Source organism: Streptomyces sp. ACA25, from assembly GCF_028200735.1.
Classification (GTDB): Bacteria; Actinomycetota; Actinomycetes; order Streptomycetales; family Streptomycetaceae; genus Streptomyces.
In genome coordinates, this window is the sequence record NZ_JAQKPV010000005.1 from 1 (window position 1) to 25,543 (window position 25,543).

Consider the following 25,543-nt stretch of genomic DNA (forward strand, 5'->3'; position numbering starts at 1 on the left):
GCACACACCCGGGCGCCTCCACCGCCTGCCGGCAGCCCCATCCCCCCGCCCGTGCGTGTTCCGGCTTGCTCCCCGATGACCCGTGCCCGATACGGTAGCCGTCATGAGCGGTGAAGCATGGCTGATGTGGGACGAGAAGGTGACCGGCTACAACTTCGGTCCCGGCCACCCGATGGACCCGGTGCGCCTCGCGCTCACCATGCGGCTCGTCGAGGCGTTCGGCCTCGACAAGCAGCTCACGGTGAAGTCCGCGTTGTCCTGCGGAGACTCCACCCTCAGCCTCGTGCACCGCCCCGACTACCTGGCGGCCGTCCGGGAGGCCTCCGCGGACCCGTCCGCGGCCACCGGTGCCGAGCACGGCCTGGGCCCGGGAGACACCCCGGCGTTCCCCGCCATGCACGACGTCTCCTCGCTGATCGCCGGTCTGTCGGTGTCCGCGGCCGAGAACATCTGGAACGGCACCGTGCAGCACGCCGTCAACTTCGCCGGCGGGCTGCACCACGCCATGCCGGGCTCCGCCTCGGGGTTCTGTGTCTACAACGACGCCGCGCTCGCCATCGCCCGCCTGCTCGAGAGCGGTGCGGAGCGGGTGGTCTACCTCGATGTGGACGTGCATCACGGCGACGGGGTGCAGGCCGCCTTCTGGGACGACCCCAGAGTCCTCACGATCTCTCTGCACGAACACCCGCGCCACCTGTTCCCCGGGACGGGGTGGCCGGAGGAACACGGGGCGGACAGCGCGCCGGGCCACGCGGTGAACGTCGCGCTGCCGCCCGGCACCTCGGACGCCGGCTGGCTGCGGGCCCTGCACGGGGTGGTACCCGAGCTCCTGGCCGCCTTCCGGCCGCAGGTCCTGGTCACCCAGCACGGGGCGGACACGCACTTCGAGGACCCGCTCGCGCACCTCACCGTCTCTCTGGACGCTCAGCGTGCCGCCATGGAGGCATGCCACTCCTGGGCCCACGAGTTCGCCGAGGGCCGGTGGCTGGGCCTCGGAGGCGGGGGCTACGCGGTGATCGACGTCGTCCCCCGCAGCTGGACCCACTTGGTGGCGATCGCCGGCCACGTGCCGATCGCACCGGAAACGCCGGTCCCGGAGGAGTGGCTGCACGTCGTCCGCACCCTCACACGTTCCTCGGGACCCCGGCGCATGACCGACGGGCGGCAGCCGACGTGGCGGGACTGGGAAGCGGGATACGACCCCGCCGACCCCCTGGACCAGGCGATCCGGGCGGCCCGCAGATCCGTGTACCCGGCGCATGGCCTGCTGCCCTGACAGACCGTAGGGCTTGCGTGCGCGTCCACGGGTGAGAGCACTCGGCCTCGGTGCTGCCCCGCCTCGGCGCTGCCCCGCCTCGGTACGAAGCCCTGGACCAGGTGCCGCCGATGCTCCGCGAACCGGGCCAGGGACGTTCGCGGCCTGCCCGTCGCGCACGTCTACTGCTGCCCTCCTACGCCACCTTGGCCACAGGACACTCCGCGCCGGTATACCTACGTCTCACCCCGGTACAGGGCCGATCTATCGACATAACGACCCGATTTGAACTACGCATTGCCGACCGGTGCGGCGGCCCCGAACCGATGCGGTGTCAGCCGCGCTGTTGTGCAACGGACAGGGGAGAAGAGGGCGCACCACACCCTGCTTCCCCGTTCCCGGTCCGGTCTCCTCGGCGACAGCTGCCTCCTCCGGAAGGAGCAGACGAGACCACCGCCGGCTTCGCGGCGCAGGTCAACCGGGTAACGGGGGACAGCTGCCGGAAGTACACCGGTCCCTTCTGCCGTTCCGGCGGCCGCTTGGCAGCGGGTGCCGGCGGCAGCGCCGGGCGCCCCGGGCGCCGAGGCGTTCCCAGCGGTCGACGGCTCGCCGTGAGCCGGGGGAGTGCGCACTCCGCGCCACCGCGCTGGGCGTGCCCCTCTTTCTCTCTCGCATCACCCGCCCCTGATCTGGGGAGGACCGCACTTGCGAGAGGGAGTCACCGGAGGGGAAGCCGGTGTCCGACATGTGTGGAAGGGCAGGAGTGGCATGGCTGCTGGCGAGAGGCTTCTCAGCGAGGCCAAGTTCCTGACCGTGGCGGAGGTCGCCGCGGTCATGCGAGTGTCCAAGATGACGGTGTACCGCTTGGTGCACGCAGGTCATCTCCCCGCGATCCGGGTGGGAAGGTCCTTCCGGGTCCCCGAGCAGGCCGTCCACGAGTACCTCAGGCAGTCCTTCGTCGGCGTGGAGAGCGCGTAACGGCAGGACAGGAGCCCTGCGCGCCCCTCGATTAACCGGCATCACCCCGTGGCGGGTAGTCTGGCCCGATGTAGGTCGTGTGGGCTCGGACGCCCCGCACCGAGTAATTCGAAGTGAGCGAGGGTAGTCGTGGGCTCTGTTATCAAGAAGCGGCGCAAGCGGATGGCGAAGAAGAAGCACCGCAAGCTGCTCAAGCGCACACGTGTGCAGCGCCGCAACAAGAAGTGAGCGAGCGCAGCTGACGGTCCTCCCGCCTGTCCAGGCGGGAGGACCGTCGTGTTTCTGCAGGACCCGGAACAGCTGTCACGGGGGAGCGCCCGGGAGACGAGCGGGCAGCACGCACGCGGGACCCGTCGTCTCCTGACGGGTCCCGCGTGCGTGCTGCCCGGCCACGACGGGCCCCGGGCCGGGCAGCGGTCAGTCGGTCTTCCGCACCTCGATACCGAGGCCCGGGAGCAGGTCCTCGAGGAGCGGCGGGACAGTGATGTCCGGTTGCGGCCAGCCGGGATCCGACTCGGTGGACTCCGAGGGCTGCCCGCTGTCGTCCCGGCCCGGGTCGAGCAGCCCGGTGCCGCCCAGCAGTCCCTCGGACGGCTCCCCGGAGGGGACGGCGGGGCTCGTCGCCTCGCCGGTTTCCCGAGGACCCTCCGGGGTGCTCCGCTCCGGATGCTCCTCGGCGCCGGGCAGCTCGCCGGCGTCCTCGAGCAGGTCGGTCGGCCCGTCCGTCCCGCCGCGGGAGTCGTCGGGGGCGGTGGAACCGGTGCTCTCCGTCGCCGGTTGCTGCCGCAGGGGCAGGAGATCGTCCTCCATGGCCTCGAAGAGTGACGTCACGTCCTGACGCACGTCGTGGAGCGGAGCCGGCAGCCGGCTGCTCAGCCCATCCCAGGTGTCGCGGTGCTTCTCGGTGAACGCGGAAAGGGACCGCAGGGGGTCGAGCGACCCGTCGGACGCGTGCGCGCCGCTGAGCAGCCGGTGCCCCTCCGACGCGTCACGGTGCATGCTGGAGAGCGCCTGGCGGACCTCGGAGATCTGCTCCGCGTTCAGCTCTCCGGCCTTGCGCCGCTCCATCAGCCTTACCGACTCGTTCAGGCGGGTCGAGGCACGGTCGAGGTGGACCCTGCCGCGGTCGGCATCGCCCTGCGCGAAGTCCAGGCGGAGGTCCTCCATGCCGCGCTTGAGGCCGTAGAGGGTGTCTCCGGGCAGCGCACCGGTGCTGGCGGCGGCCGCGCCGCCGAACGCGCCGGCGGCCACGCCCACGGTGAGGCCACCGGCTGCCAGTCCCTTCGTGAGCCTTGTTCTGGGACGCAGCCTGCTGAGGGCGCGCACCGGGGTGGCCCGGTGGGCGCCCCGTCCGCTGCGGGCGGGGCCGGGCCGGGAGGAGCCCCGGCCCTCGGCGCCTCCCTCCGCGACGGCGGCCTCCATCGCCGCGACGAGCCGAGCCCGCTGGACGACTTTCGTGCCGGGACTCAGCTCCGGCTCGGGCAACGCCTCCAGCCCGTGCACCACGGACAGCAGAACCGCCACTTCGGACCCGGGCGCTGTAGCACCGGGGTCCGCCGGGGTCGGGTCTGCCGCCGCTTCCTCGCTGAGCCGCGGCTCAGCGAGGGCTTGGGCGAAGGCGTGGGCCCGGCGGTTCGCCGAAACGGATCGGATCACGGGCGGCACCTCCTCTCGTCAGCACGGTCGATTCCGCATTACGGCCGTATGAGTGCGTGACCGGGTCCCGTTCCGCCCGGAGGGGGTAACGGGGCCGTGGTCCCGGTGGCCGGGAGCTTGCAGACTCGACAACGAGCGGCAGGGCTCTCGGGTTACGGCTGAGTGATGATGTGACCGGATCAGTCCTTCCCCGCATCTCCGGCTGTTCCGTTCTTCACCGGACGTCCTCCGGCAACAGCCGGGCCAGGGTCCGGACGGCGCGGTACTGCAGGGTCTTGATGGCCCCCTCGTTCTTGCCCATGACCTGGGCCGTCTCGGCCACGGAGAACCCCTGCAGAAAGCGCAGGCTCACGCATTCCCGCTGCTGGGGGTTGAGCCGGCCGACGGCCTCCAGGAGCGCGGAGTTGGCCAGCTTCTCGAGGACCGAGTCCTCGGGGCTGCGCTCCACCTCGTTGGCGTCGAGCATCTCCCCGGTGGTGACCTCGAGCCGGAACCGGCTGGACTTGAAGTGGTCCGCGACCAGATTGCGGGCGATGGTGACCAGCCAGGCTCCGAAGTCCCGGCCCTGCCAGGTGAAGGTGCCGATGCGTCGCAGGGCGCGCAGGAACGTCTCGTTGGTGAGGTCCTCCGCGGTCGCCCGGCCGCCGACGCGGTAGTAGATGTAGCGGTAGACGGTGTCGGAGTACTGGTCGTAGAGGCAGCCGAAGGCCTCGGCCTCGCCGCTCTGCGCCCGTTCGACGAGGTCCATCATGCGGCGGCTGTCGCTGTCCGCGGCGGGACGGCGGGTGGTGCCGGCCGAGCCTGCGGAGCCTGAGCGGGCGCGCCTGCGCACCGGTGCGGCGCCGGCGGTGCTTTCGGCCAGAACGCAGGCAGGGCCTGCGGGGACTGGTGCGGCGAGGGTGAGGACGGCGTACGAGGTGGGGACGAGGGCGCGCAGCTGGTCGAGGACCAGAGCGCGCAGCGTAGCCAGGCCCGAGGCGTCAACCCCGACGTGTGGGTACACGGGACTCCCAGAGGCAGAGCTTGCATCACGTGCGGTGCGAGGTCCGAGGCCGTTACCTGGCTGGTGACGAGCGGGGACCGGGTTGCGTCCAAGGAGAATAACGCTTCGTGCCGGAACTGCTACCCCGAGTTGTGAAAATCACCGAGTCGGATTGGAGTGTGACACTTCGGGGTCGGTGCGCCAGGGTAACGCCAGGGCGATTGGGGTACATGAGTGACCGATTCTGCACAGTGGGTGATCAGGTTCGACCGATGTGCGCCGCCTGGTCTTGGGTCGCGCATCAGCGGGTAGGGGAGGCGAATGGCCGCCGGGGGTCGGTCGCGGAGCTCAGCGCCGACGGCGCTGCAGTGCCATCGCGGCGGCGGCCCCACCGGCCAGGGCACCCGCACCGGCGGCTGCGGGCACCCCGACTCGGACGGCCTTCCGTCCGGTCCGGTAGTCGCGCAGCCGCCAGCCCTGCTCCTTGGCATGGGAGCGCAGCTTGCTGTCCGGGTTGATCGCGTACGGATGTCCGACCAGCGACAGCATCGGGATGTCGTTGGCCGAGTCGCTGTACGCCGCGCACCGCTCCAGGTCGAGGTCTTCGGCCGTGGCGATGGAGCGGACCGCGACGGCCTTCGCAGCGCCGTGCAGCGGTTCCCCGACGAGCCGGCCGGTGTACACGCCGCCGACCGATTCGGCCACGGTGCCGAGCGCGCCGGTCAGTCCGAGGCGGCGGGCGATGATGGTCGCGGTCTCCACCGGGGCTGCGGTCACGAGCCAGACCCGCTGGCCGGCGTCGAGGTGGGCCTGCGCCAGGGCAAGGGTGCCGGGCCAGATGCGGTCGGCCATGTACTCGTCGTAGATCTCCTCCCCGATCGCCATCAGGTCGGCGACCCGGTGGCCCTGCACGATGGACAGGGCGCTCTCCCGGGCCTCTTCCATGTGGGCGGGATCCTCCGCGCCGGCCATCCGGAACCAGGCCTGCTGCCAGGCGAACCGCACCAGTTCGCGCTTGCTGAAGAACGCACGCTTGTAGAGCCCGCGTCCGAAGTGGAACAGCGCCGCCCCCTGCATCACGGTGTTGTCCAGATCGAAGAAGGCCGCGGCCCGGGGATCACCGGGAGCCGGGAACGGAGGCTCCACGGAGACCTGCCGGGCTGCTGCGGCGGCGGCCTCCCCGGCAAGCACGCTCAGCTCGGTGGTGGCGCCGTCACCCGGCCCGGGCCGGGGACGGAAGGGCAACGCGTCGCGCAGTACCCCGAAGAGACTGCTGCCGGAGCGCGGACCGGACGGCTGCTGGGGCATGCTATGAGGATAGCCACTCGGAGCCCGGCCCCCGGTTGCGCACGGGTGTCCCGACTCCGTCCGGGAGCTGCACAATGGCCGCTATGAGAACGTCCTGGCTCCGCAGCCGTCCCAAGCCCCCGCAGGACCACACGGTCACCCTCATCGGAAAGCCCGGATGTCATCTGTGCGATGACGCCCGCGCGGTGATCGAGGAGGTGTGCGGTGAGCTGGGAGTGAGCTGGGAGGAGAAGGACATCACCCAGGACCCGGAGCTCCACCGGCGGTACTGGGAGGAGATCCCGGTGGTGCTGGTGGACGGTGAGCAGCACGACTTCTGGCGGGTGAAGCCGGAGCGCCTGCGCCGGGCGCTGGGCGCTTGACCGAAATTCGTGCAGTATTCGAGGCCATTTGGGGGGCTAGGGCCTATACGTGAGGAGTGTGACGGGTGTCCGTGTCGATGTATGTGGCACCGGTCACTTTGGCCGGACAAATGGGACACCATCTTTGTGCACGCGTTCACAAAGGCATAGCCTGGAGCGGACGGAGCGGTCTTGGCGCGCGCGGCGCGCGCGGCCGCTCACCGCTTCGCTCAACCGGCAGGAGCACCGTGGCAACTGGCCGAACCCACCGACCGGCGACTCGCAGCCGAGGTATCCCCGAGGCGACGGTCGCCCGTCTGCCCCTCTACCTCAGGGCGCTCACCGCGCTCTCGGAGCGCTCGGTGCCCACGGTCTCATCCGAGGAGCTCGCCGGTGCGGCCGGGGTCAATTCGGCCAAACTCCGTAAGGACTTCTCCTACCTCGGCAGCTACGGCACCCGCGGGGTCGGCTACGACGTCGAGTACCTCGTCTACCAGATCTCCCGTGAGCTCGGGCTCACCCAGGACTGGCCGGTGGTCATCGTCGGTATCGGCAACCTCGGCGCCGCGCTCGCCAACTACGGCGGATTCGCCTCTCGCGGCTTTCGCGTCGCGGCCCTGATCGATGCCGATCCGTTGATCGCCGGCAAGCCGGTCGCAGGGATCGATGTCCGGCACATCGACGACCTGGAGGCGATCGTCGACGACAACGATGTCTCCATCGGGGTCATCGCCACCCCGGCCGGGGCCGCCCAGCAGGTGTGCGACCGGCTCGTCGCGGCCGGGGTCACCTCCATTCTGAACTTCGCGCCCACGGTGCTCGCGGTGCCCGACGGCGTCGACGTCCGCAAGGTCGATCTCTCCATCGAACTGCAGATTCTCGCCTTCCACGAGCAGCGCAAGGCAGGCGAGGCGTCGGTGTCGGAGACCGGCATCGAGGCCGCCCGCCCGGCGGTGCCCGCCGCCGCCGGCGCGTCCAAGCGGAACGGCAGCGGTCCTGACGACGGCCTTCCGGCGGTGGTGCCGGCATGACCCTGCTGGTCGTCGGCCTCAGCCACCGCAGTGCACCAGTGAGCGTCCTCGAGCGTGCTGCCCTCGCTCCCGAGGCGCGCGGCAAGCTGCTGGAAGACGCGGTGAGCACGGAGCCGGTCGTGGAGTCCGCGGTGCTCTCGACCTGCAACCGGATCGAGCTCTACGCCGATGTGGAGAAGTTCCACGCCGGGGTGGCCGAGCTGTCCTCGCTGCTGGCCCGGCACAGCGGCCTCGGCATCGACGAGCTCACCCCGTACCTGTATGTGCACTATGAGGACCGGGCCGTCCACCATCTGTTCTCGGTGGCCTGCGGGCTGGACTCGATGGTCGTGGGCGAGGGACAGATCCTCGGTCAGATCAAGGACGCGCTCGCCGTGTCCCAGGACGAGGACACCGCGGGCCGGCTGCTGAACGAGCTCTTCCAGCAGGCGCTGCGCGTGGGCAAGCGCGCCCACAGCGAGACCGCGATCGACCGGGCCGGGCAGTCCCTGGTCACCTTCGGCCTGGAGCAGCTGGCCGGAAGCCGGCCGGTCCCGGAGTGGGTGACGGGCAAGCGGGCTCTGGTGATCGGGGCGGGCTCGATGTCCTCGCTGGCCGCCACCACGCTCGCCCGCGTCGGCGTGTCCGAACTGGTGATCGCCAACCGGACTCTGGATCGTGCGGAGCGGCTGGTGTCCGCGCTGACCGGTGACGACGGCCCCGGCCATCCTCACCTGGCGGCCCGTTCGGTGCCGATCAACGCGATTTCCGTCACCGCCGAGCTGGCACTCGCGGACATCGTCGTGTCCTGTACCGGGGCGTCCGGGCTGGTCCTCACGGCGGACGTGGTGGAGAAGGCCGGAGCCGACCGACGGGCCGACGCCCCGCTCGCGCTTCTCGATCTCGCCATGCCGCGGGACATCGACACCGGGGTGCACCGGATCGACGGGGCGCGCCTGGTGGACATCGAATCCCTCGCCGAGGTGTCCGCCGACGCCCCCATGGTCGCCGACGTCGAGGCCGTACAGGGCATCGTCACCGAGGAGGTGGCCGCGTTCGACGCGGCCCAGCGCGCCGCACGCATCACTCCGACGGTGGTCGCCCTGCGCGCCATGGCCTCCGGTGTGGTGGCCGGTGAGCTGAACCGCCTCGAGGGCAGGCTGCCCGACCTCGACGAGAAGCAGCGCGCCGAGGTCACCCGGACGGTGCGCCGGGTCGTGGACAAGCTGCTGCACGCACCGACCGTGCGCATCAAGGAGCTGGCCCGTGAGCCCGGCGGTGCCGACTACGCGGTGGCACTGCGCGAACTCTTCGATCTCGACCCGCAGACGGTCGCCGCCGTCAGCAACCCGGAACAGGAGCGCCCATGAACAGCGGGCCCCAGCAGACCACCTCCGCGCCACCGGCCCTGCGGCTCGGCACCCGGCGCAGCAAACTCGCCATGGCGCAGTCCGGCGGTGTTGCGGACCGGGTGCGGCAGCTCACCGGCCGGGCCGTGGAGCTGGTCGAGGTCACCACGTTCGGGGATGTCTCCCGGGCGCACCTGACCCAGATCGGCGGCACCGGGGTCTTCGTGTCGGCACTGCGCGACGCGCTGCTCCGCGGTGAGATCGACTTCGCCGTGCATTCCCTGAAGGACCTGCCCACCACGCAGCCGGCCGAGTGCGCGCTGGCCGCCGTGCCGACGAGGGTGGACCCACGGGATGCCCTGATCGCCCGGGACGGACTGACGTTCGAGGGCCTCGCGGTGGCCGGGGGCGCGGGCGGCGGCGTCGCCCGGATCGGTACCGGCTCGCCACGCCGCATGGCCCAGCTGAGCGCATGGGCACGCGCGATCGGTTGCGAGATCGAAACGGTTCCGATTCGGGGGAATGTGGAGACCCGGATCGGGTACGTGCGCAAGGGCGAGCTCGACGGTGTCGTGCTCGCAGCCGCCGGACTGCGCCGGATCGGCCGGGACGCGGAAGTCACCGCTTTCCTGCCGACGGAGGCAGTTCTGCCCGCCCCCGGCCAGGGGGCACTGGCGATCGAGTGCGCTTCATCGAACGCACCGCTCGCCGCCCAGCTCGCCGAGCTCGACGACCCGTCCACCCGGGCCGTCGTGACCGCTGAGCGATCCCTGCTCGCCGCCCTGGAAGCCGGTTGCAGTGCCCCAGTCGGGGCGCTCGCCGACCTCCATGACGACGGGGAGGCCGCCACCGAAATGCGTCTGCGCGGCGCTGTCGGGACAACCGACGGTTCCACGCTGGTGCAGTTGTCCACCACCGGTTCCCTGCCGGCATCCGTCGAAGAGATCCTGGCCCGTGCCGAGCGCATGGGACGGGAACTCGCCGAGGAGATGCTGGCCAAGGGCGCGGCCGGTCTGATGGGGGAGCGAGTACTTTGAGCCCCACCACCGCCCACCCCGTGCACGTCCAGCCGTCCGGGACGGATCACGGGCACGTCACCTTCCTCGGTGCCGGACCCGGAGACCCGGGTCTGCTCACGTTGCGCGCTGTCGACGCGTTGGCGCAGGCTGATGTCCTGATCGCCGACCCGAGGGTCTTCGAGGTGGTGCGCACGCACATCCGGGCAGGGGTGGACACCCCCCTGCAGGTGACGGACGACGACACGTCGGCCATCCCGCCACGGGCTGACGATGCAGCAGATCTTGTCATGCGGGCCGCACGCAGCGGCAAGCGGGTGGTACGTGCGGTCGCCGGTGATCCGGGGATGGACGCGAACGCCCTCGACGACATGCTCGCCTGCGCCTCCGAGGGCATCACCTTCGAGGTGGTGCCGGGTATCTCCGAGGCGGTGGGAGTCGCCGCGTACGCCGGGGTGCCGCTGCGCAACGGCAAGGGAGCGGACGTGCGGTTCGTCGACGCCCGCTCGGCCGACGAACGCTGCTGGACCGAGGTCGGTACCAGTGACGCGACCGCGGTGATCAGCACGCCGCTGGACGAGGTTGCTGCCACCGCGCAGCGGCTGATCGCCTCGGGCCGCAAGCCGGACACCCCGCTGTCGGTGACGGTCGCGGGGACCACCACCCGGCAGCGCACCTGGAGCGCGACGCTGGCCACGGTCGAACGCACCCTGAAGGCGGCGAAGGTACTGCCGGCCGCGGACGGGGACCGGTCCGCCATAGCGGTGGTCGGGGAACACAGCACACCTGCCCTGCGTGAGCAGCTGGCCTGGTTCGAGTCGAAGCCGCTGTTCGGCTGGAACGTCCTGGTGCCGCGCACCCGGGAGCAGGCGGCCTCCCTCTCCGAGCAGCTGCGCTCCTACGGCGCGGTGCCGAGCGAGGTGCCGACGATCGCGGTGGAGCCGCCGCGCACGCCGCAGCAGATGGACCGGGCGGTCAAGGGTCTGGTCACCGGCCGCTACGAGTGGATCGCGTTCACCTCGGTCAACGCGGTGAAGGCGGTCCGGGAGAAGTTCGAGGAGTACGGGCTGGACGCCCGGGCGTTCGCGGGGATCAAGGTCGCGGCGGTCGGCGAGCAGACCGCCCGAGCGCTGATCGACTTCGGCGTGCGCCCCGACCTGCTGCCCAGTGGTGAGCAGTCGGCGATGGGTCTGCTGGAGGACTGGCCGCCCTACGACCCGGTCTTCGACCCGATCGACCGGGTTTTCCTGCCGCGCGCCGATATCGCCACCGAGACGCTGGTGGCCGGTCTGATCGACATGGGCTGGGAGGTCGACGACGTCACGGCCTACCGCACCGTGCGGGCCTCGCCGCCGCCGGCGGCGACCCGGGAGGCCATCAAGGGCGGCGGGTTCGACGCGGTGCTCTTCACCTCCTCCAGCACGGTGCGGAACCTGGTCGGCATCGCGGGCAAGCCGCACAACGTCACGGTCATCGCCTGTATCGGCCCGGCCACCGCCAAGACGGCGGAGGAGCACGGTCTGCGGGTCGATGTGATGGCGCCTGAGCCCTCCGTCTCGCAGCTGGCCCAGGCGCTGGCCGACTTCGGTGCGAAGCGCCGGGCCTCGGCGCTGGCCGCCGGCGAGGTGCTGAAGCGGCCCAGCGAGAAGCGTCCGCAACGCAGGAGGACCCGTACCCCGTGAGTGACGCACGCGCGGCCGGCCGGCCGTGCCGTCCGCGCGTGCGGTCGGTTCGCGGGTGCGCCGCGCGGGTGCCGAGGGTGGTGCGGGTGACGAGGTGAATCAGGAGATGGCGTGAGTACTTTTCCCCAGGCCCGGCCCCGGCGGCTGCGGACCACCCCGGCGATGCGCCGGATGGTGGCGCAGCACCATGTGCGTCCGGCGGATCTGATCCTTCCGGCGTTCGTCCGGGAGGGTATCCGGGAGCCGGTGCCGGTGTCGTCGATGCCCGGGGTGGTGCAGCACACCCGGGACTCGCTGCGGAAGGCCGCGGCCGAGGCGGCCGGGGCCGGTGTCAGCGGCATCATGCTCTTCGGGGTGCCGGCGGCCAAGGACGCGGTCGGTTCGGCGGCGACGGACCCGGACGGAATCCTGCAGGTGGCGCTCCGGGACGTGCGGGCCGAGGTGGGTGACGAGCTGGTCGTGATGTCGGACCTGTGCCTGGACGAGACGACGGATCACGGCCACTGCGGGCTGCTGGACGCCGAGGGCCGGGTCGACAACGACGCGACACTGGAGCGGTACGCCGAGATGGCCGTGGTGCAGGCCGAGGCGGGTGCCCAGGTGCTGGGCCCCAGCGGCATGATGGACGGCCAGGTCGGTTTCGTCCGGCGGGCCCTGGACGCGGCGGGGCACACCGAAGTCTCGCTCCTGGCCTACACGGCGAAGTACGCCTCCGCTTTCTACGGGCCGTTCCGCGAGGCGGTCAATTCCTCCCTGCAGGGCGACCGGAACACCTACCAGCAGGACCCGGCCAACGCGAAGGAGGCCCTGCGCGAGCTGGCCCTGGACCTTGCCGAGGGTGCCGACATGGTGATGGTCAAGCCGGGCCTGCCGTATCTGGACGTGCTGCAGCGGGTCGCCGACGCGGTGGACGTGCCGGTGGCCGCGTATCAGATCTCCGGTGAGTACGCGATGGTCGAGGCCGCGGCGGAGAAGGGCTGGATCGACCGGGAGCGGGCGATCGCCGAGACGCTGCTGAGCTTCAAGCGGGCGGGCGCCGACCTGATCCTCACCTACTGGGCCACCGAGGCCGCCCGCCGGCTCTGAGCGCTGCCGCGGCCCCGTGTCCAGGCAGGGGCGGTGGTGTTCCTGCCGGTTCTCCGGCCGCCCGGGAGAACCGGCAGGATCAGTGGCGACAGGTGGTCCGGGCGTACCGGGCGAGATCTGAGGGAGGCCATATGAGCAAGCGCACCGCGGTCGTGACCGGGGCCAGCAGTGGGATCGGGGCGGCCACCGTGCGGCAGCTGGCCGCGGCCGGCTTCCGGGTGGTGCTCACCGCCCGGCGGGCGGAGCGGATCGAGGAGCTGGCCGCCGAGCTGCGCCGGGAGCGTCATGACGCCACGGCGCACGCCCTGGACGTCACGGACCGGGCGGCGGTGGACGCGTTCGCGGCCTCGCTGGGCGGGTGCGAGGTGCTGGTCAACAACGCGGGCGGGGCGCTGGGGACCGATCCCGTGGCCCAGGGGGATCCGGCCGACTGGCGGGCGATGTACGAGGTCAATGTGCTGGGGGTGCTGCACATGACGCAGGCGTTGCTCCCCGCGCTGACCCGCAGCGGGGACGGCACGGTGGTGGTGCTGACCTCCACCGCCGGACACGGGACGTACGAGGGCGGCGCGGGGTACGTGGCCGCCAAGCACGGGGCGCACGTCCTCGCCGAGACACTCCGGCTGGAGCTGTGCGGGGAGCCGGTCCGGGTCATCGAGATCGCACCCGGCATGGTGCGGACCGAGGAGTTCTCGCTGGCCCGGTTCCGTGGTGACGAGGCGAAGGCCGCGAAGGTCTACGAGGGGGTGGCCGAGCCGCTGACCGCGGAGGATGTGGCGGAAACGGTGGCCTGGGCGGTCACCCGCCCCTCCCATGTGAACGTGGACCTGCTGCTCCTGCGTCCGCGGGCCCAGGCGTCGAACACCAAGGTGCACCGGGAGCGGTGAGGCCCGGTCCCGGGCCGCAGGTGGGGGGCTGTCGCGCTGCTGCGGTCCGGGACACGGGCGGTCGGGGCGGCCGTTCCCCGGCCAGGCTGCCGGGGAACGGGTCACCGGATCATCGGATGGTGACGGTCCGCGAGGTGGAGCCGGTGGCGCCGTCGTTGTCGGTGACCGTGAGGGTCACGGTGTAGGTGCCGGTCCGGTTGTAGGTCTTCCAGGTGGTGGAGCCGGTGCCGGTGGTGCCGTCACCGAAGCTCCATGCGTAGGAGACGATCTGGCCGTCGGCGTCCGTCGAGCCGGTGCCGTCGAAGTAGCACATGCCGAGGAACGTGTAGCAGTAGCCGGTGATGTCGGCAGCCGGCGGCTGGTTGTCACCGGGCTCGCCCGGGTCACCGGGGTCACCGGGGTCGCCCGGGTCGCCGGCGCCGATCTGGAGGAGCTTGTTCGGGCTGCCGCTGCCGGGGTTGCTGATCTTGCCGGTGACCGCGGCGGAGTCCAGGGCGTTCCAGACCTGCCCCGGGGTGGCTGAGGGGTTGTCGGCGAGGAAGAGGGCGGCTGCTCCGGCGACGTGCGGGGCTGCCATGGAGGTGCCGGAGATGGAGCGGGTGGCGGTGTTGCTGCCGATCCACGGTGCCGTGATGTTCTGACCGGGAGCGAAGATCTGCACCGCGCTGCCGTAGCTGGAGAACGAGGCGCGGGCATCGGTGCTGGTGCTGGCGGCCACGGTGATGGCCTCCGCCACGCGGGCGGGGGACCCGTTCCCGGCGTTGGCGTTGTCGTTGCCGGCCGCCACGGCGTAGGTGACACCGGAGGCGACGGAGTTCCGCACGGCCTGGTCGAGTGCGGAGTTGGCGCTGCCGCCCAGGCTCATGTTGGCGACCGAGGGGCCGGAGGCGTTGGCGGTGACCCAGTCGACGCCGTTGATGACACCCTGGATGGTTCCGGAGCCCTGGTTGTTGAGCACCCGCACGGAGACGAGGTCGACCTTCTTGGCCACGCCGTAGGCGGTGCCGCCGACGGTGCCCGCCACGTGGGTGCCGTGGCCGTTGCCGTCGTTGCCGTTGCCGCCGAAGGCGTCGAAGCCGGCTGTGGCCCGGCCGCCGAAGTCGGTGTGCGTGTAGTTGATCCCGGTGTCGAGGATGTAGGCGGTGACGCCCTCACCCGCGTGGTCGGGGTAGGTGTAGCGGTTGTCCAGCGGCAGGTTCGGCTGGTCGATCCGGTCCAGGCCCCAGGACGGCGGGTTGGTCTGGGTGGCGGCCAGTTGCACGACCTCGTCCTGGACGACCTTGTCCACCGCGGGGTCGGCCGCGAAGGCAAGGGCCTGCTCCTCGGTGGCCTCGACGGCGTATCCGTTGAGCGCGGCTTCATAGGTGGTGGTGATCTCCGCGCCGTACTTGGCGGCCAGGTCCGCGGCCTTCGAGGAGCCGGCGTCCAGTGCCGACTCGTGCAGCGTCACGATGTAGCTGCCTTCGATCGCCTCGGCGATTCCGGCGTTCTCGATGATGCCCTGGACCGACGGGGTGTCCGCGGCGGATGCCGCGGCCGGCAGCGCTGCGCCGAGGCCGAGCGCGAGCGTCGCGGCGGTGGCCACGACTGCGCCTTGTCTGCGGCGGTGGGGGGTGGTACGCATGCCTGCCATACGAGGGGTCCTCCTCTTGTGGTGGTGCGCCAACGGGAAGAGAACGGCGTGGTCATGACAACTGCCGTCGTCGAAAGATTCACTCAACCAGAGGAAATGGGCAAGGGGTTGGGACGCGATTTCACGTGGACGTCACATGCCCGGGGCAGACGCACCGGCCGCACCGCACACATTCCACGGTCAGACACACACAAAGCGACCGCCCTGCACCGGAATGCACAGGACGGCCGCTCGGCCGGACAGCAGCCGTTCAGTCGAACAGCGTCCGCTGTGAAGGGAGTTGCGCGTCGGAACCGGACCGGAGCCGGCGCGCGGCCGGCTACAGGCGCTCGGGCATCCGGATGCCGAGCAGCGCCATCCCCTGACGCAGGGTGCGCGCGGTCAGCTCGCAGAGGAACAGGCGGTTCTCCATGAGCTCGGGGGTCTCCGCCTTGAGAACCGGACACTGGTCGTAGAACGGCGTGAACGCCGTGGCCAGGCCGTACAGGTAGCCGGCGAGCCGGTGCGGCTCGTAGGTCTCGGCGACGGCCTGGACCGTCTCGGCGAACTCGTCCAGATGCAGGGCGAGGGCGCGCTCCGCGGGAGCCAGGGACAGCTCCGGGTGGGCGGTGGGCTGCCGGTCCCCGGCCCGCCGGACGATCGACTGGATCCGGACATGGGCGTACTGGATGTAGACGCTGGTGTCGCCGTTCAGCGAGACCATCCGGTCCAGGTCGAAGACGTAGTCCCGGGACATCGAGGTGGACAGGTCCGCGTACTTGACCGCGCCGATGCCCACCTGCCCCGCCCGCCCGGCGACCTCGGCCGCGGAGAGCAGCTGGTCCTTGTCCTTCTCCTGCACCACCTGCGAGGCCCGGTCGACGGCCTCGTCGAGCAGGTCGATCAGCCGCACCGACTCGCCCTCCCGGGTCTTGAACGGCTTGCCGTCCTTCCCGAGCACCGTGCCGAAGGGCAGATGCCGGCAGGTCTCCCCGTCGGTGAGCCAGCCCGCCCGGCGGGCCGTCTCGAAGACCATCCTGAAGTGCAGCGCCTGCCGGGCGTCCACCACGTACAGCAGGGTGTCGGCGTGCAGCCGGCCGACCCGGTCCCGGATCGCGGACAGGTCGGTGGCCGCGTAGCCGAAACCGCCGTCGGCCTTCCGCACGATCAGCGGTACCGGGTTGCCGTCCTGGCCCTTGACGTCGTCGAAGAAGACGCAGAGGGCCCCTTCGGACCGCACCGCCACGCCGGACTCCTCCAGGAGCCGGCAGGTTTCCTCCAGGGTGTCGTTGTAGGCGCTCTCGCCCACCACGTCCGCGTCCTTGACCTCCACGTCCAGGCGGTCGTACACGGCACGGAAGTAGATCATCGACTCGTCGACGATCCGGTGCCAGTGCGCCAGCGTCTCCTCGTCACCGGCCTGGAGCTGCACCACCCGTGCCCGCGCCCGCTCCTTGAAGCCCTCGTCGGAGTCGAACAGCGTGCGGGAGGCCCGGTACAGGCGGCCGAGCCGCGTCATGGCGGCCTCGCCCGACTCCCCGGCACCGCCCGCCTCGGAAGTGTGGTCCAGCTCGTGCGGGTGCTCGGTGAGGTACTGGATCAGCATCCCGAACTGGGTGCCCCAGTCACCGATGTGGTGGCGGCGCACCACCGTCTCGCCGCGGAACTCCAGCAGCCGCACGAGCGCGTCACCGATCACGGTGGACCGCAGGTGCCCGACGTGCATCTCCTTCGCCACGTTCGGCTGCGAGTAGTCGATGACCGTGGTGCCCGGCCGCTCGGCACGCGGCACTCCCAGCCGCTCGTCCGCGGCGCGCGCGGCCAGCGTGGAGAGGATCGCCCGGTCGGTCACGGTGATGTTCAGGAATCCGGGCCCGGAGACCTCGATCTCCCGGATCAGCTCGTCGTCCGGCAGCGCTTCCACGACCCGGCCGGCCAGCTCCCGCGGGTTCCCCTTGAGCCGCTTGGCGAGCGCCAGCATGCCGTTCGCCTGGAAATCGGCCCGGTCGCTGCGTCGCAGCAGCGGGTCCGAGGAGCCCGCTTCCGGCAGAGCGGCCGAGAGGGCGTCCGCGAGGCGCTGATGGACCGTGGCGGCGAGCGAGGGGACCGGGGCCATGAGGTCTGTGCCGTTCCGTCGGGGGTGGGGTGGGTCGATGCCCGCCCAGTATTCCATCCGTGCCACGGGTGCGGGCGGCACCTGCCCCCGGTGGGACAATGGGGGAGTCAGGCTTGGTGAGCACGAGGAGAAGGAAGTACCGGAAGTGGATCGGACCACCCCGGAGGCCGACTGGGTCTCCCGTTTCGCGGACGAGGTCATCGCCGAGGCGGAGCGGCGGGCCCCCGGGAAACCGATCGTCTGCGCCTCCGGACTCAGTCCTTCGGGCCCGATCCACCTCGGCAACCTGCGCGAGGTCATGACCCCGCACCTGGTCGCCGACGAAATCCGGCGCCGCGGCCACGCCTGTGAGCACCTCCTCTCCTGGGACGACTACGACCGTTTCCGGAAGGTCCCGGCCGGCATCGACCCGTCCTGGTCGGAGCACCTCGGCAAGCCGCTGACCTCGGTGCCCGCGCCGCCCGGCAGCCCGCACCGGAACTGGGCCGAGCACTTCAAGGCACCGATGCAGGAGGCGCTGAAGGCGCTGGGCGTGGAGTACCGCGGCATCAGCCAGACCGAGCAGTACACCACCGGGGCCTACCGCGACCGGATCCTCTTCGCGATGCGTGAGCGGACCCGGATCGACGCGGTACTGGACGCCTACCGGACGAAGGACAAGGGGCCGGAGGAGGCCGCCGCCCGGCCGCAGAGCGGGAAGGCCGGGCAGCAGCGCCGGCCGGACGCCCCGCTGGACGCCGCCGAACTGGCCGCCGCGGAGGGCTCCGGCGCCGCCGGTGAGGACGACGGCAGCGCCGGACAGGCCGGGTACTACCCCTACAAGCCGTACTGCAGGGCCTGCGAGCGGGATCTCACCACGGTGACCGCGTACGACGACGAGACCACCGACCTGTCCTACACCTGCGCCTGCGGACACGCCGAGACCTTCCCGCTGCGCGACGTCCATCACGGCAAGCTGGTCTGGAAGGTCGACTGGCCGATGCGCTGGGAGTACGAGGGAGTGATCTTCGAGCCCTCCGGCGTCGACCACTCCTCGCCCGGCTCCTCGTACGTGGTCGGCGGCCGGCTGGTGCGCGAGGTGTTCGGCGGCGAGCAGCCCATCGGACCGATGTACGCCTTCGTCGGCATCACCGGCATGGCCAAGATGTCCAGTTCGAAGGGCGGGGTGCCGACCCCGGCCGACGCGCTGGAGATCATGGAGGCACCGGTGCTGCGCTGGCTCTACGCCCGCCGCCGCCCGAACCAGTCATTCAAGATTGCCTTCGACCAGGAGATCCACCGGCTCTACGACGAGTGGGACGCGCTGGCCCGCAAGATCGACGAGGGCCGGGCGCAGCCCGGGGATCTCGCCGCCCACGGCCGGGCGGTGCGCACCGCCGAGCGCGAACTGCCCGCCACGGCGCGCCGGCTGCCCTACCGGATGCTCGCCTCCGTGGTCGACATCACCACCGGGCACGACGAGCAGACGCTCCGGATCCTCGCGGAGCTGGACCCGGACAACCCGGTCACCTCCCTGGAGGAGGCCCGGCCGCGCCTCGACTGCGCCACGCACTGGGTGGCCACCCGGATGCCGGACGACCAGCGCACCCGGGTCCGTGCCGAGCCGGACAGCGAACTGCTCGGCGCGCTGGACGAGGAGCAGCGCGAGTCGCTGGCGCTGCTCCTCGAAGGGCTCGACAAGCACTGGTCGCTGGACGGCCTGACCTCGCTGGTCTACGGAGTGCCGAAGGTGCGGGCCGGGCTGGCCCCGGACGCGAAGCCGACCCCGGAACTCAAGGCGGCACAGCGGGGCTTCTTCGCGCTCCTGTACCGGCTGCTGGTGGGCCGGGAGACGGGCCCCAGGCTGCCGACGCTGCTGCTGGCCGTGGGCGCGGACCGGGTGCGCAAGCTCCTCGGCGGGTAGCCCTGGGGCCGCGGCTCTGCGGGGTGCCGGGCGGGTGGCCGGCCGGGAGTTCCGGCTCCCGGCCGGCCTCAGCCGGCCATTCCCATGTCGGTGTTGTACCGCTCCTTGAACTCCCGCATGTACGGGCGCAGGTAGCCCTCGCTGAGCAGGCTGCCGTCGGCGTTGCGCACCCCGTTCTCGTGCAGCGTGCGGGAGAGCTGACGGGCGGTGGGGAAGGCGCCCTGCTCCGTGATGTAGCTGCGGTAGGCGTGGAAGAACGTCTCGCCCGGGGTCATGTCGTCCGGCATGCCGACGGGGTCGTCGTACGGCCGGGCCGGTGCGGGGGCCGGCGGCGGGTCCTGCTGCGGCTCGGTGCTCGGGGCGCTGCCGAGGGACCGGCGGCGCCCCGGGGAGACCGGGACCGTGACGCGGGCGGTGGTGGTTTCCGCCGCCGCGGAGACACCGGCCGGCTCCCGTCGCCCGGCCGGCACCGGGCGGCGGTCCGGGCCGTCCTGGTCCTCGCCCGGCCCCGGATCCGCCGGTGCGGGCTGAGCCTCCTGCCCGGTGTGCCCGGTGTGCTCAGCCGGCTCCTCCGGGGCGGTCTGCGCCGGCTGCCCGGGCCGTGGTGCCTGCCCGTGCTGCCCGCCCGGCAGTGGCTGTTCCTTCGAGAGCGGCCGTGTGCTGCCCGGTTCGGCGGGGAGGAGCGGCGCCGTCTCATGGAGCGGCACGCCGTAGCGGGCCAGCTTCAAGGGCATGCGTTCGCCCACCGGCGCCCGGCGGCGCCAGGCCCGCCCGTACCTCGCGCGCAGCTTCGCCTGGTAGACCAGCCGGTCCCGCTCCAAGGCGATGACCTCTTCGTATGACCGCAGTTCCCACAGCTTCATGCGCCGCCACAGCAGGAAGGTCGGGAACGGGGACAGCAGCCAGCGCCAGAACCGGACACCTTCCATGTGCCGGTCGGCGGTGATGTCGGCGATCCGCCCGATCGCGTGCCGGGCGGCCTCCACGGTGATGATGAAGAGCACCGGGATGATGGCGTGCATACCGACCCCGAGCGGATCGGGCCAGGAGACCGCGCCGTTGAAGGCGATGGTGGCCGCGGTGAGGAGCCAGGCCGTCTGCCGAAGGAGCGGGAAGGGGATCCGCAGCCAGGTCAGCAGGAGATCCAGGGCCAGCAGTACGACGATGCCGGCGTCGATCCCGATGGGGAAGAACGGGGCGAACTGCCCGAAGCCCTTGCGCTCTGCGAGCTCGCGCACCGCCGCGTAGGAGCCGACGAAGCCGATGCAGGCGATCACCACGGCACCGGACAGGACGATGCCCACGAGTATGCGGTGCGAACGTGTCAGCTTGATCGCGGCCACGCGCAGACCCCTCCACGACTGGAACTGGTGTTCTGGAGCGGCCCAGCCTGGCACACCAGGCAGGCGTCACCTGACGGAGAAGCCCGGTTCCTCCGGGTTTCCGGGGGAACCGGGCTTCCGAATCGGAATCCGGGAACAGGCATTTGTGTCGACGTGTCCCTGAACCCGGCTTTCCGGTCCGAGTGGTCGCAGCGAGCGCCTGGCACGGATGCACACCCGCAAGAGCCACGGCAGGGCGGCGGGGCGAGGGAACCGTTGCCTGGCCTTCAACGCCGGAGGTGAGACCTGGCCGCCACCTGGTCCGGCGCCACGTCGGGCCGTACACGGGTGGCTGGTCTTCCTCACGTGCATGCGAGAGAACGGTGCCGCGGCGCCGAGGCCGGACCTGAACGGAAACGCCATGTGGGGAGGGGAGCGGCGCTGGAGTCAAGCGCTATCGGCTCGTTCCCGAGCCGGCCACCGAGGTGAACGGCTCGGGAGAACGTATCCCTGAGGAGCGCGCTGCGCGTGGGGGCGCTCTCTTGTGGCTGCGGGCGCCCTTCCTCTTGTCGGACATCCTTCTGTGTCACTTGCAGCCCCGCCTCGCGCCGTTCGAGAACGCACGGCCGCGGAAATCATCCGGTGTACGGGGAGCCCGACATTCTCCATCGCCCCCTCGGGGCCGACTGATGGCAGGTGCATGGTGAGCGAACGGAATGCCTTCGGTGTGTCAGGTCCCGTCCTGGACGCTGTCTCTCCCACCGAAGTAATCCCGCGGGCAGTGTCGACGGTTCCGGTGGGGGCCATGCCTTTGGCGGTGGAGGTCAGTGTTCACGGAGCGCACGTCTACGTGGCCAACAGTGGTTCAGGGACGATCAGCGTTCTGGACGTGGGCACGCAGGCTTCCACCACCGCCATCGCCCCCTTCACCACTCCCAGCGGGGTGGCCGTCACCCCGGACAACGCCCGTCTTTTTGTGGCGAACAGCGGCACGCGCGCTGTCAGTACCGCGCTGAGAGACATCCTCGACGTCACCGGCACGATCGAGGTGGGAGACACTCCCTATGGCATCGCTGTGGATCCCAGCGGCCTGCGCGTCTATGTCACCAACCAGGGTTCGAACACCCTCAGCGTGATCGACACGCTCTCCATCACGGTACTGGCGACGATTGCGGTCAGTGAGGCTCCCACCGGGGTCGCGGTCGCCCCCACCGGGCTGGAGGTGTATGTGACGAACAGGGACGGCAACAGCCTCAGCGTGATCAACACTGCCACCAACACCGTGGTGGCTACCCTTTCCGGACTGTTTGCTCCGATCGGGGTGGCGGTCACCCGGGACGGCAGTCACCTCTACGTGGCCAACAGCAGCGCGAACACCGTCAGCGTCGTCGACACCACCACTCGGACGGTCACCGACACCATCGCGGTCGGCGCCACCCCCTGGGGTGTGGCGGCCAGTGCCGACAGCCGTCAGGTGTATGCGGCCAACAGCGGGGCCGATACCGTCAGCGTCATCGACACCACCACCAACACGGTCACCGACACCATCGCAGTGGGCACCCAGCCGACCGGGATCGCGGTCACTCCCAACAGCCTGAGTGTCTACGTGGCCAACAGCGGTTCCGACACCGTCAGCGTCATCCAGACACTCAATGCGATGGCTCCAGCCCTCGGTCCCCAGTCCGGTGGTTCCAAGGTCACGATCACCGGCACCAACCTCAGCGGAGTGACCTCGGTCAGATTCGGAAGCGTCTCCGCCAGCATCATCGCCAACACAGCCAACCAGGTCATCGCCGTCTCCCCGCCCGGCTCCGGAGTCGCCGCGGTCACCGTCACCACCGTCGGCGGCACCAGCAACCCCAAACCTTTCAGCTACTACCCCAGCGGGAACGCCCACTCCCTGACCCCTGGCGCCGGCCCCACCCTGGGCAGAAACCTGATCACCATCCACGGCTCCCAACTCGCCACCGCCAACCGGGTACTCTTCGACGCTGTCCCGGCCCTGCCCCTCATCGTCTCCGACCAGCAGCTCACCGTCGCCGTCCCACCCGCCATCACTCCCGGCCCGGTGCAGGTCACCGTCACCACCGCAGGCGGCCTCACTACCGGAACACTCACCTACACCTACGTTGACCCTCCACAGCTCACCGGTCTGAGCACCACCACCGGCACTTCCTTCGGAGGGAACGTCATCGCCTTGACCGGCCGGAACCTGGCGACCGCCACCGCAGTCACCATCAACGGCATCACCGCCCAGTACAGCATTGGCTCCGACACCGTCCTGGCCGTCATCGTCCCGCCCAGCCCTACCACCGGCCCTGCAGACGTCACCGTCACCACCGCTGCCGGCACCACCACCCTCCCCGACTCCTACACCTACACCTGACAGCCATCCAGGTGGCAGCCCACGAGGGGTGCCCAAGCCGTACGGACGCGTATGCGTGCCGAAACGACGACCGCGCCCGGTTCAGCCTTCGTACCAGCACACCCCGTTCGCGTCCCACGGTCGGAGCAACACCCCAACTCAAGGGGTGGTGGCATGGAGCCCGAGCTCCGCAAGCGGGGGGCGGGGGATCAGTCCTCGGAGTCCTCCTCCTTTCCGTCCTCCGCGTCTTCCTCGTCCACGTCGTCCCCGCCGTTCTCGTCGTCGGCGTCGTCGTTCTCCGTCGTCCCGGCGAAGTCCACCAGTGCCGTCACCACTTCCCGGGCCACCTGCTCGGCGTTCTCCCGGACGGACTCGGCGTCCGGCGCCTCACCGTCCTCGAAGCCGGTGCCGGTGTGGTCGACCGTCACCACGACGTTGTCCACCCGGATCACGACCCGCTGCTGGCGGTAGTCCCGGCTCTCGCTCTCGCTGTTCTCCTTGACCACGAGGTAACTGATGGTGGTGGCCTCGTCGCCGAGGCCCTCGAGCCCGGCCTCTTCGACGTCCTGGCTCTCTCCGTCGCCGGTCACTTCCTCCGCGGTCTGCCGCAGGTACTCCGCGGCACGCTCATCGCCGCTGCCGATGCTGAGATCGGAGTCGAACCGACGCATCGCCACGGTCAGGGACCGGAAGTCGTACCCGTCCAGGCCGCTCCAGAGGCAGGTGCCCGCGCGTTCCAGATCGGTGGAGTCCAGTGCCTCGCCGTCCTCGTCCTCGGCCTCCGGAACGACGTCCCCGATGGTGTCGGCACCGACCGTGGAGCAGGGTTCGGGGAGCGCGCTGAACCGTACCGGCTCAGGAGTCGGGTCGGTGACGGCGACGGAGTCCCCCTCCGGTGTGCCGCCGCCGGAGTCCGAGGAACAACCGGCGACCAGCAGCACGGGCACGACGGCCCAGCTCAGCGTGCGGAGGGCGAAACGCGTGGCGGTACGGTCCATGATTCCTTCGCTTCCAAAGACACATGAGGGCTCGTGCGGTGCCCGCTGGGAGGGACGGTACGTGCCCCGCCGCGGTTCCTGCGGCCCCGGGAGCAAGCAGGCGGACAGAGCCGGGCGCAGCCTACGTGCCGCCTTCCCGCCGGGGACGGGTGCGTCAGTCGGTGAAGCGTGCGGCGAGCTGCCGGGCGAGCGCCTGGGCCCGGTCCTGCAGGGTGGCACTGTCCGGTGTCACGTACCGGTCGGTCGCGGACTCGCTGTAGCTCACCGTCACGAGGACGTTGGCACTGCGGAAGGCCAGCGTGATGTCGCGGTGGGCACCCGCATCCCCGCTGACGAACTCGTCGTTGAGGAAGGCGTTCTGGCCGATTCCGGACAGGGCCCGCGGGGCCTGCTCACCGGTGGGTGATCCGCTGTCCGCGCCCTCTCCGGCCGTCCCGCCACCACCGGGCCGGGTCGGGTCCGGGTCCGGTGACGGGCCGTCCCCCGTACCGCCGGAACCGGGCGGGCTCCCGGAGCTCTCCGGGGTCACTGCCGGGTCTTCGGGCGACGGGATGCCCGCGGCCTCGCTGCGCGCCGCGAAGTCGAGTGCGGCCTGGTCGTCGTCGCTGATCCCGGGGTGGTAGGAAATGACGCGGTGGAAGTCCACCGCCAGGTGATGGGCCCCGGTCTCGGTGGAGGACCGCCACTGGCAGCCGACCCGGCGGCTGGTGTCGTAGGTGAGGTCCGGCTGCCCCGTGCGAACCTCGGGGTCCGCGCCCGGCAGCAGGACGTCGAGCTGCTCCTCGCTGACCGCGCCGCACGGCTCGGGAAGCCCCGAGTGCGTGCCTGGTTCGAGTGGGGTCGCCGCGGTCTCGGCGGTGGACCCGCCGTTTCCCCGGTCATCACCGCCGGTGCCGGCGGTGCAGGCAGCCAGCCCGAAGATCAGCGCGGCGGCCGCGGCGGCGCGCGTCGCGGAAGCTCTCAGCACCGGTCGGCCTCCCTTGCTCTGCTGACCGGGCGAGTATATGTACTGCTAAGGCCAGACCAGGCAGTACGGCTGGTGGCCGGCCTCGTGCAGGCGGCGGGAGAAGTCCTGCCATTCGTTGAGCAGCCGGTAGACACCGAAGGCGTCACTGGGGCCGCTGCGGTCGGGGACCGTGGACCAGATGAACGCGGCGGCGCCCACCGCCTCCACCCCCACACCGCGCAGCGGGTCGACGACGGTGGTGGGCAGCTTCACCACGGCGTAGTCCGGGTGCAGGACCACGAGCTCCAGCGGCGGCACCCGGTGGAGCGGGATGCCCTCGATGCCGGTCAGGACCATGGCGGCCATCGTCTCCGGCTTGATGCGGGTGAACATGCCCTGGCCGAGCTCGTCGCCGCCGAGCTCCTCCGGGCGCATGGTGGTGGGAACCCGGGCGGCCGTGGCGCCGTCGGGCGCGCCGAAGTACTTGTACGTCACGTCCATCCGGTCCATCCGGTTCACCCGGCCCCCCCTTCGGACCTCGCCGCTGTTGTTCTCCGCGCCACGCCGGTGGCGGCCGCGCGCACGCGTAGCCGGAGGAACTGCCTCCGGCCCGAGGTCCCCGGTGCCCTCGCCAAGTCCGCCACCGCGCTGCATGTCACCACCCGACTACTCGCGACCCCCGCCGCGTAACCCGATCATCGTCCCAGAGACCTCCCCCACCAGACGAGAGC

21 protein-coding genes are annotated in these 25,543 nt (G+C 71.0%); 12 read left to right on the forward strand and 9 right to left on the reverse strand.

Going from position 1 to position 25,543, the window contains the following annotated elements:
- Window positions 1-103: 103 nt before the first annotated feature.
- The 3 genes from PJ985_RS09900 to PJ985_RS09910 all read left to right on the forward strand — a co-directional run bounded on the left by PJ985_RS09900 (window position 104) and on the right by PJ985_RS09910 (window position 2,461).
- Window positions 104-1,276 (forward strand): acetoin utilization protein AcuC, encoded by a 1,173-nt coding sequence (locus PJ985_RS09900; RefSeq protein WP_271683267.1) that lies wholly within the window; start codon window positions 104-106, stop codon window positions 1,274-1,276.
- Between the two features lie 747 nt (window positions 1,277-2,023).
- A complete protein-coding gene (locus tag PJ985_RS09905) occupies window positions 2,024-2,233 on the forward strand; it encodes a helix-turn-helix domain-containing protein (RefSeq protein ID WP_271683268.1) in 210 nt (69 codons plus the stop codon).
- A 129-nt stretch (window positions 2,234-2,362) separates the two neighbouring features.
- A complete protein-coding gene (locus PJ985_RS09910) occupies window positions 2,363-2,461 on the forward strand; it encodes a 30S ribosomal protein bS22 (protein WP_003948845.1) in 99 nt (32 codons plus the stop codon).
- Window positions 2,462-2,650: 189 nt separating this feature from the next.
- On the opposite strand, the gene PJ985_RS09915 is transcribed toward PJ985_RS09910, so the two are convergent.
- The 3 genes from PJ985_RS09915 to PJ985_RS09925 all read right to left on the reverse strand — a co-directional run bounded on the left by PJ985_RS09915 (window position 2,651) and on the right by PJ985_RS09925 (window position 6,179).
- Complete coding sequence (locus tag PJ985_RS09915) at window positions 2,651-3,889, reverse strand: DUF5667 domain-containing protein (RefSeq protein ID WP_271683269.1); 1,239 nt, start codon at window positions 3,887-3,889, stop codon at window positions 2,651-2,653.
- Between the two features lie 214 nt (window positions 3,890-4,103).
- Window positions 4,104-4,892, reverse strand: coding sequence for an ECF subfamily RNA polymerase sigma factor, BldN family (locus PJ985_RS09920; protein ID WP_271683270.1), 789 nt, complete (start codon window positions 4,890-4,892; stop codon window positions 4,104-4,106).
- 327 nt (window positions 4,893-5,219) lie between these two features.
- Window positions 5,220-6,179, reverse strand: coding sequence for an HAD family hydrolase (locus tag PJ985_RS09925; protein WP_271683271.1), 960 nt, complete (start codon window positions 6,177-6,179; stop codon window positions 5,220-5,222).
- A gap of 74 nt (window positions 6,180-6,253) precedes the next feature.
- On the opposite strand from PJ985_RS09925, the gene PJ985_RS09930 reads away from it, so the two are divergent.
- The 7 genes from PJ985_RS09930 (at window position 6,254) to PJ985_RS09960 (ending at window position 13,550) form a co-directional block, all read left to right on the forward strand.
- Complete coding sequence (locus tag PJ985_RS09930) at window positions 6,254-6,541, forward strand: glutaredoxin family protein (protein ID WP_443033453.1); 288 nt, start codon at window positions 6,254-6,256, stop codon at window positions 6,539-6,541.
- 227 nt (window positions 6,542-6,768) lie between these two features.
- Entirely contained in the window at window positions 6,769-7,551 is a 783-nt protein-coding gene (locus PJ985_RS09935; RefSeq protein WP_271683273.1) for a redox-sensing transcriptional repressor Rex, read from the forward strand.
- On the forward strand, window positions 7,548-8,900 hold the full coding sequence (locus PJ985_RS09940; protein WP_271683274.1) for a glutamyl-tRNA reductase: 1,353 nt from the start codon (window positions 7,548-7,550) through the stop codon (window positions 8,898-8,900). Before PJ985_RS09935 ends, PJ985_RS09940 begins: the two co-directional genes overlap by 4 nt.
- The gene (gene hemC, locus PJ985_RS09945) at window positions 8,897-9,916 is read left to right on the forward strand and encodes a hydroxymethylbilane synthase (RefSeq protein ID WP_271683275.1); all 1,020 of its coding nucleotides are present in this window, start codon (window positions 8,897-8,899) and stop codon (window positions 9,914-9,916) included. Before PJ985_RS09940 ends, hemC begins: the two co-directional genes overlap by 4 nt.
- Window positions 9,913-11,577, forward strand: coding sequence for a uroporphyrinogen-III synthase (locus PJ985_RS09950; RefSeq protein WP_271683276.1), 1,665 nt, complete (start codon window positions 9,913-9,915; stop codon window positions 11,575-11,577). Before hemC ends, PJ985_RS09950 begins: the two co-directional genes overlap by 4 nt.
- 111 nt (window positions 11,578-11,688) lie before the next feature.
- Window positions 11,689-12,663, forward strand: a complete 975-nt coding sequence (gene hemB / locus PJ985_RS09955; protein ID WP_271683277.1) for a porphobilinogen synthase — start codon at window positions 11,689-11,691, stop codon at window positions 12,661-12,663.
- Window positions 12,664-12,794: 131 nt separating this feature from the next.
- Complete coding sequence (locus PJ985_RS09960) at window positions 12,795-13,550, forward strand: SDR family NAD(P)-dependent oxidoreductase (RefSeq protein ID WP_271683278.1); 756 nt, start codon at window positions 12,795-12,797, stop codon at window positions 13,548-13,550.
- A 109-nt stretch (window positions 13,551-13,659) separates the two neighbouring features.
- Here the strand turns inward: PJ985_RS09960 and PJ985_RS09965 are convergent, their stop codons facing one another.
- Together PJ985_RS09965 and argS are read right to left on the reverse strand one after the other, a co-directional pair.
- Window positions 13,660-15,174, reverse strand: a complete 1,515-nt coding sequence (locus PJ985_RS09965) for a S8 family serine peptidase (RefSeq protein WP_443033461.1) — start codon at window positions 15,172-15,174, stop codon at window positions 13,660-13,662.
- A 328-nt stretch (window positions 15,175-15,502) separates the two neighbouring features.
- Window positions 15,503-17,278: an arginine--tRNA ligase gene (gene argS, locus PJ985_RS09970; protein ID WP_271683543.1), complete on the reverse strand. Its 1,776-nt coding sequence runs from the start codon at window positions 17,276-17,278 to the stop codon at window positions 15,503-15,505.
- Window positions 17,279-17,423: 145 nt separating this feature from the next.
- On the opposite strand from argS, the gene lysS reads away from it, so the two are divergent.
- Window positions 17,424-19,181: a lysine--tRNA ligase gene (lysS, locus tag PJ985_RS09975; RefSeq protein ID WP_271683280.1), complete on the forward strand. Its 1,758-nt coding sequence runs from the start codon at window positions 17,424-17,426 to the stop codon at window positions 19,179-19,181.
- Window positions 19,182-19,249: 68 nt separating this feature from the next.
- Here lysS and PJ985_RS09980 read toward each other — a convergent pair whose 3' ends face one another.
- The gene (locus PJ985_RS09980) at window positions 19,250-20,524 is read right to left on the reverse strand and encodes a DUF2637 domain-containing protein (protein ID WP_271683281.1); all 1,275 of its coding nucleotides are present in this window, start codon (window positions 20,522-20,524) and stop codon (window positions 19,250-19,252) included.
- A gap of 784 nt (window positions 20,525-21,308) precedes the next feature.
- Between PJ985_RS09980 and PJ985_RS09985 the strand changes: the two genes are divergently transcribed.
- A complete protein-coding gene (locus tag PJ985_RS09985) occupies window positions 21,309-22,889 on the forward strand; it encodes an IPT/TIG domain-containing protein (protein WP_271683282.1) in 1,581 nt (526 codons plus the stop codon).
- Between the two features lie 188 nt (window positions 22,890-23,077).
- On the opposite strand, the gene PJ985_RS09990 is transcribed toward PJ985_RS09985, so the two are convergent.
- The 3 genes from PJ985_RS09990 to PJ985_RS10000 all read right to left on the reverse strand — a co-directional run bounded on the left by PJ985_RS09990 (window position 23,078) and on the right by PJ985_RS10000 (window position 25,466).
- A complete protein-coding gene (locus PJ985_RS09990; protein ID WP_271683283.1) occupies window positions 23,078-23,866 on the reverse strand; it encodes a DUF3558 domain-containing protein in 789 nt (262 codons plus the stop codon).
- A 154-nt stretch (window positions 23,867-24,020) separates the two neighbouring features.
- On the reverse strand, window positions 24,021-24,833 hold the full coding sequence (locus PJ985_RS09995; protein ID WP_271683284.1) for a hypothetical protein: 813 nt from the start codon (window positions 24,831-24,833) through the stop codon (window positions 24,021-24,023).
- 45 nt (window positions 24,834-24,878) lie between these two features.
- Window positions 24,879-25,466 carry a hypothetical protein gene (locus PJ985_RS10000; RefSeq protein ID WP_271683285.1) on the reverse strand — a complete coding sequence of 196 codons (588 nt, stop codon included), beginning with the start codon at window positions 25,464-25,466 and terminating at the stop codon, window positions 24,879-24,881.
- Window positions 25,467-25,543 lie beyond the last annotated feature (77 nt).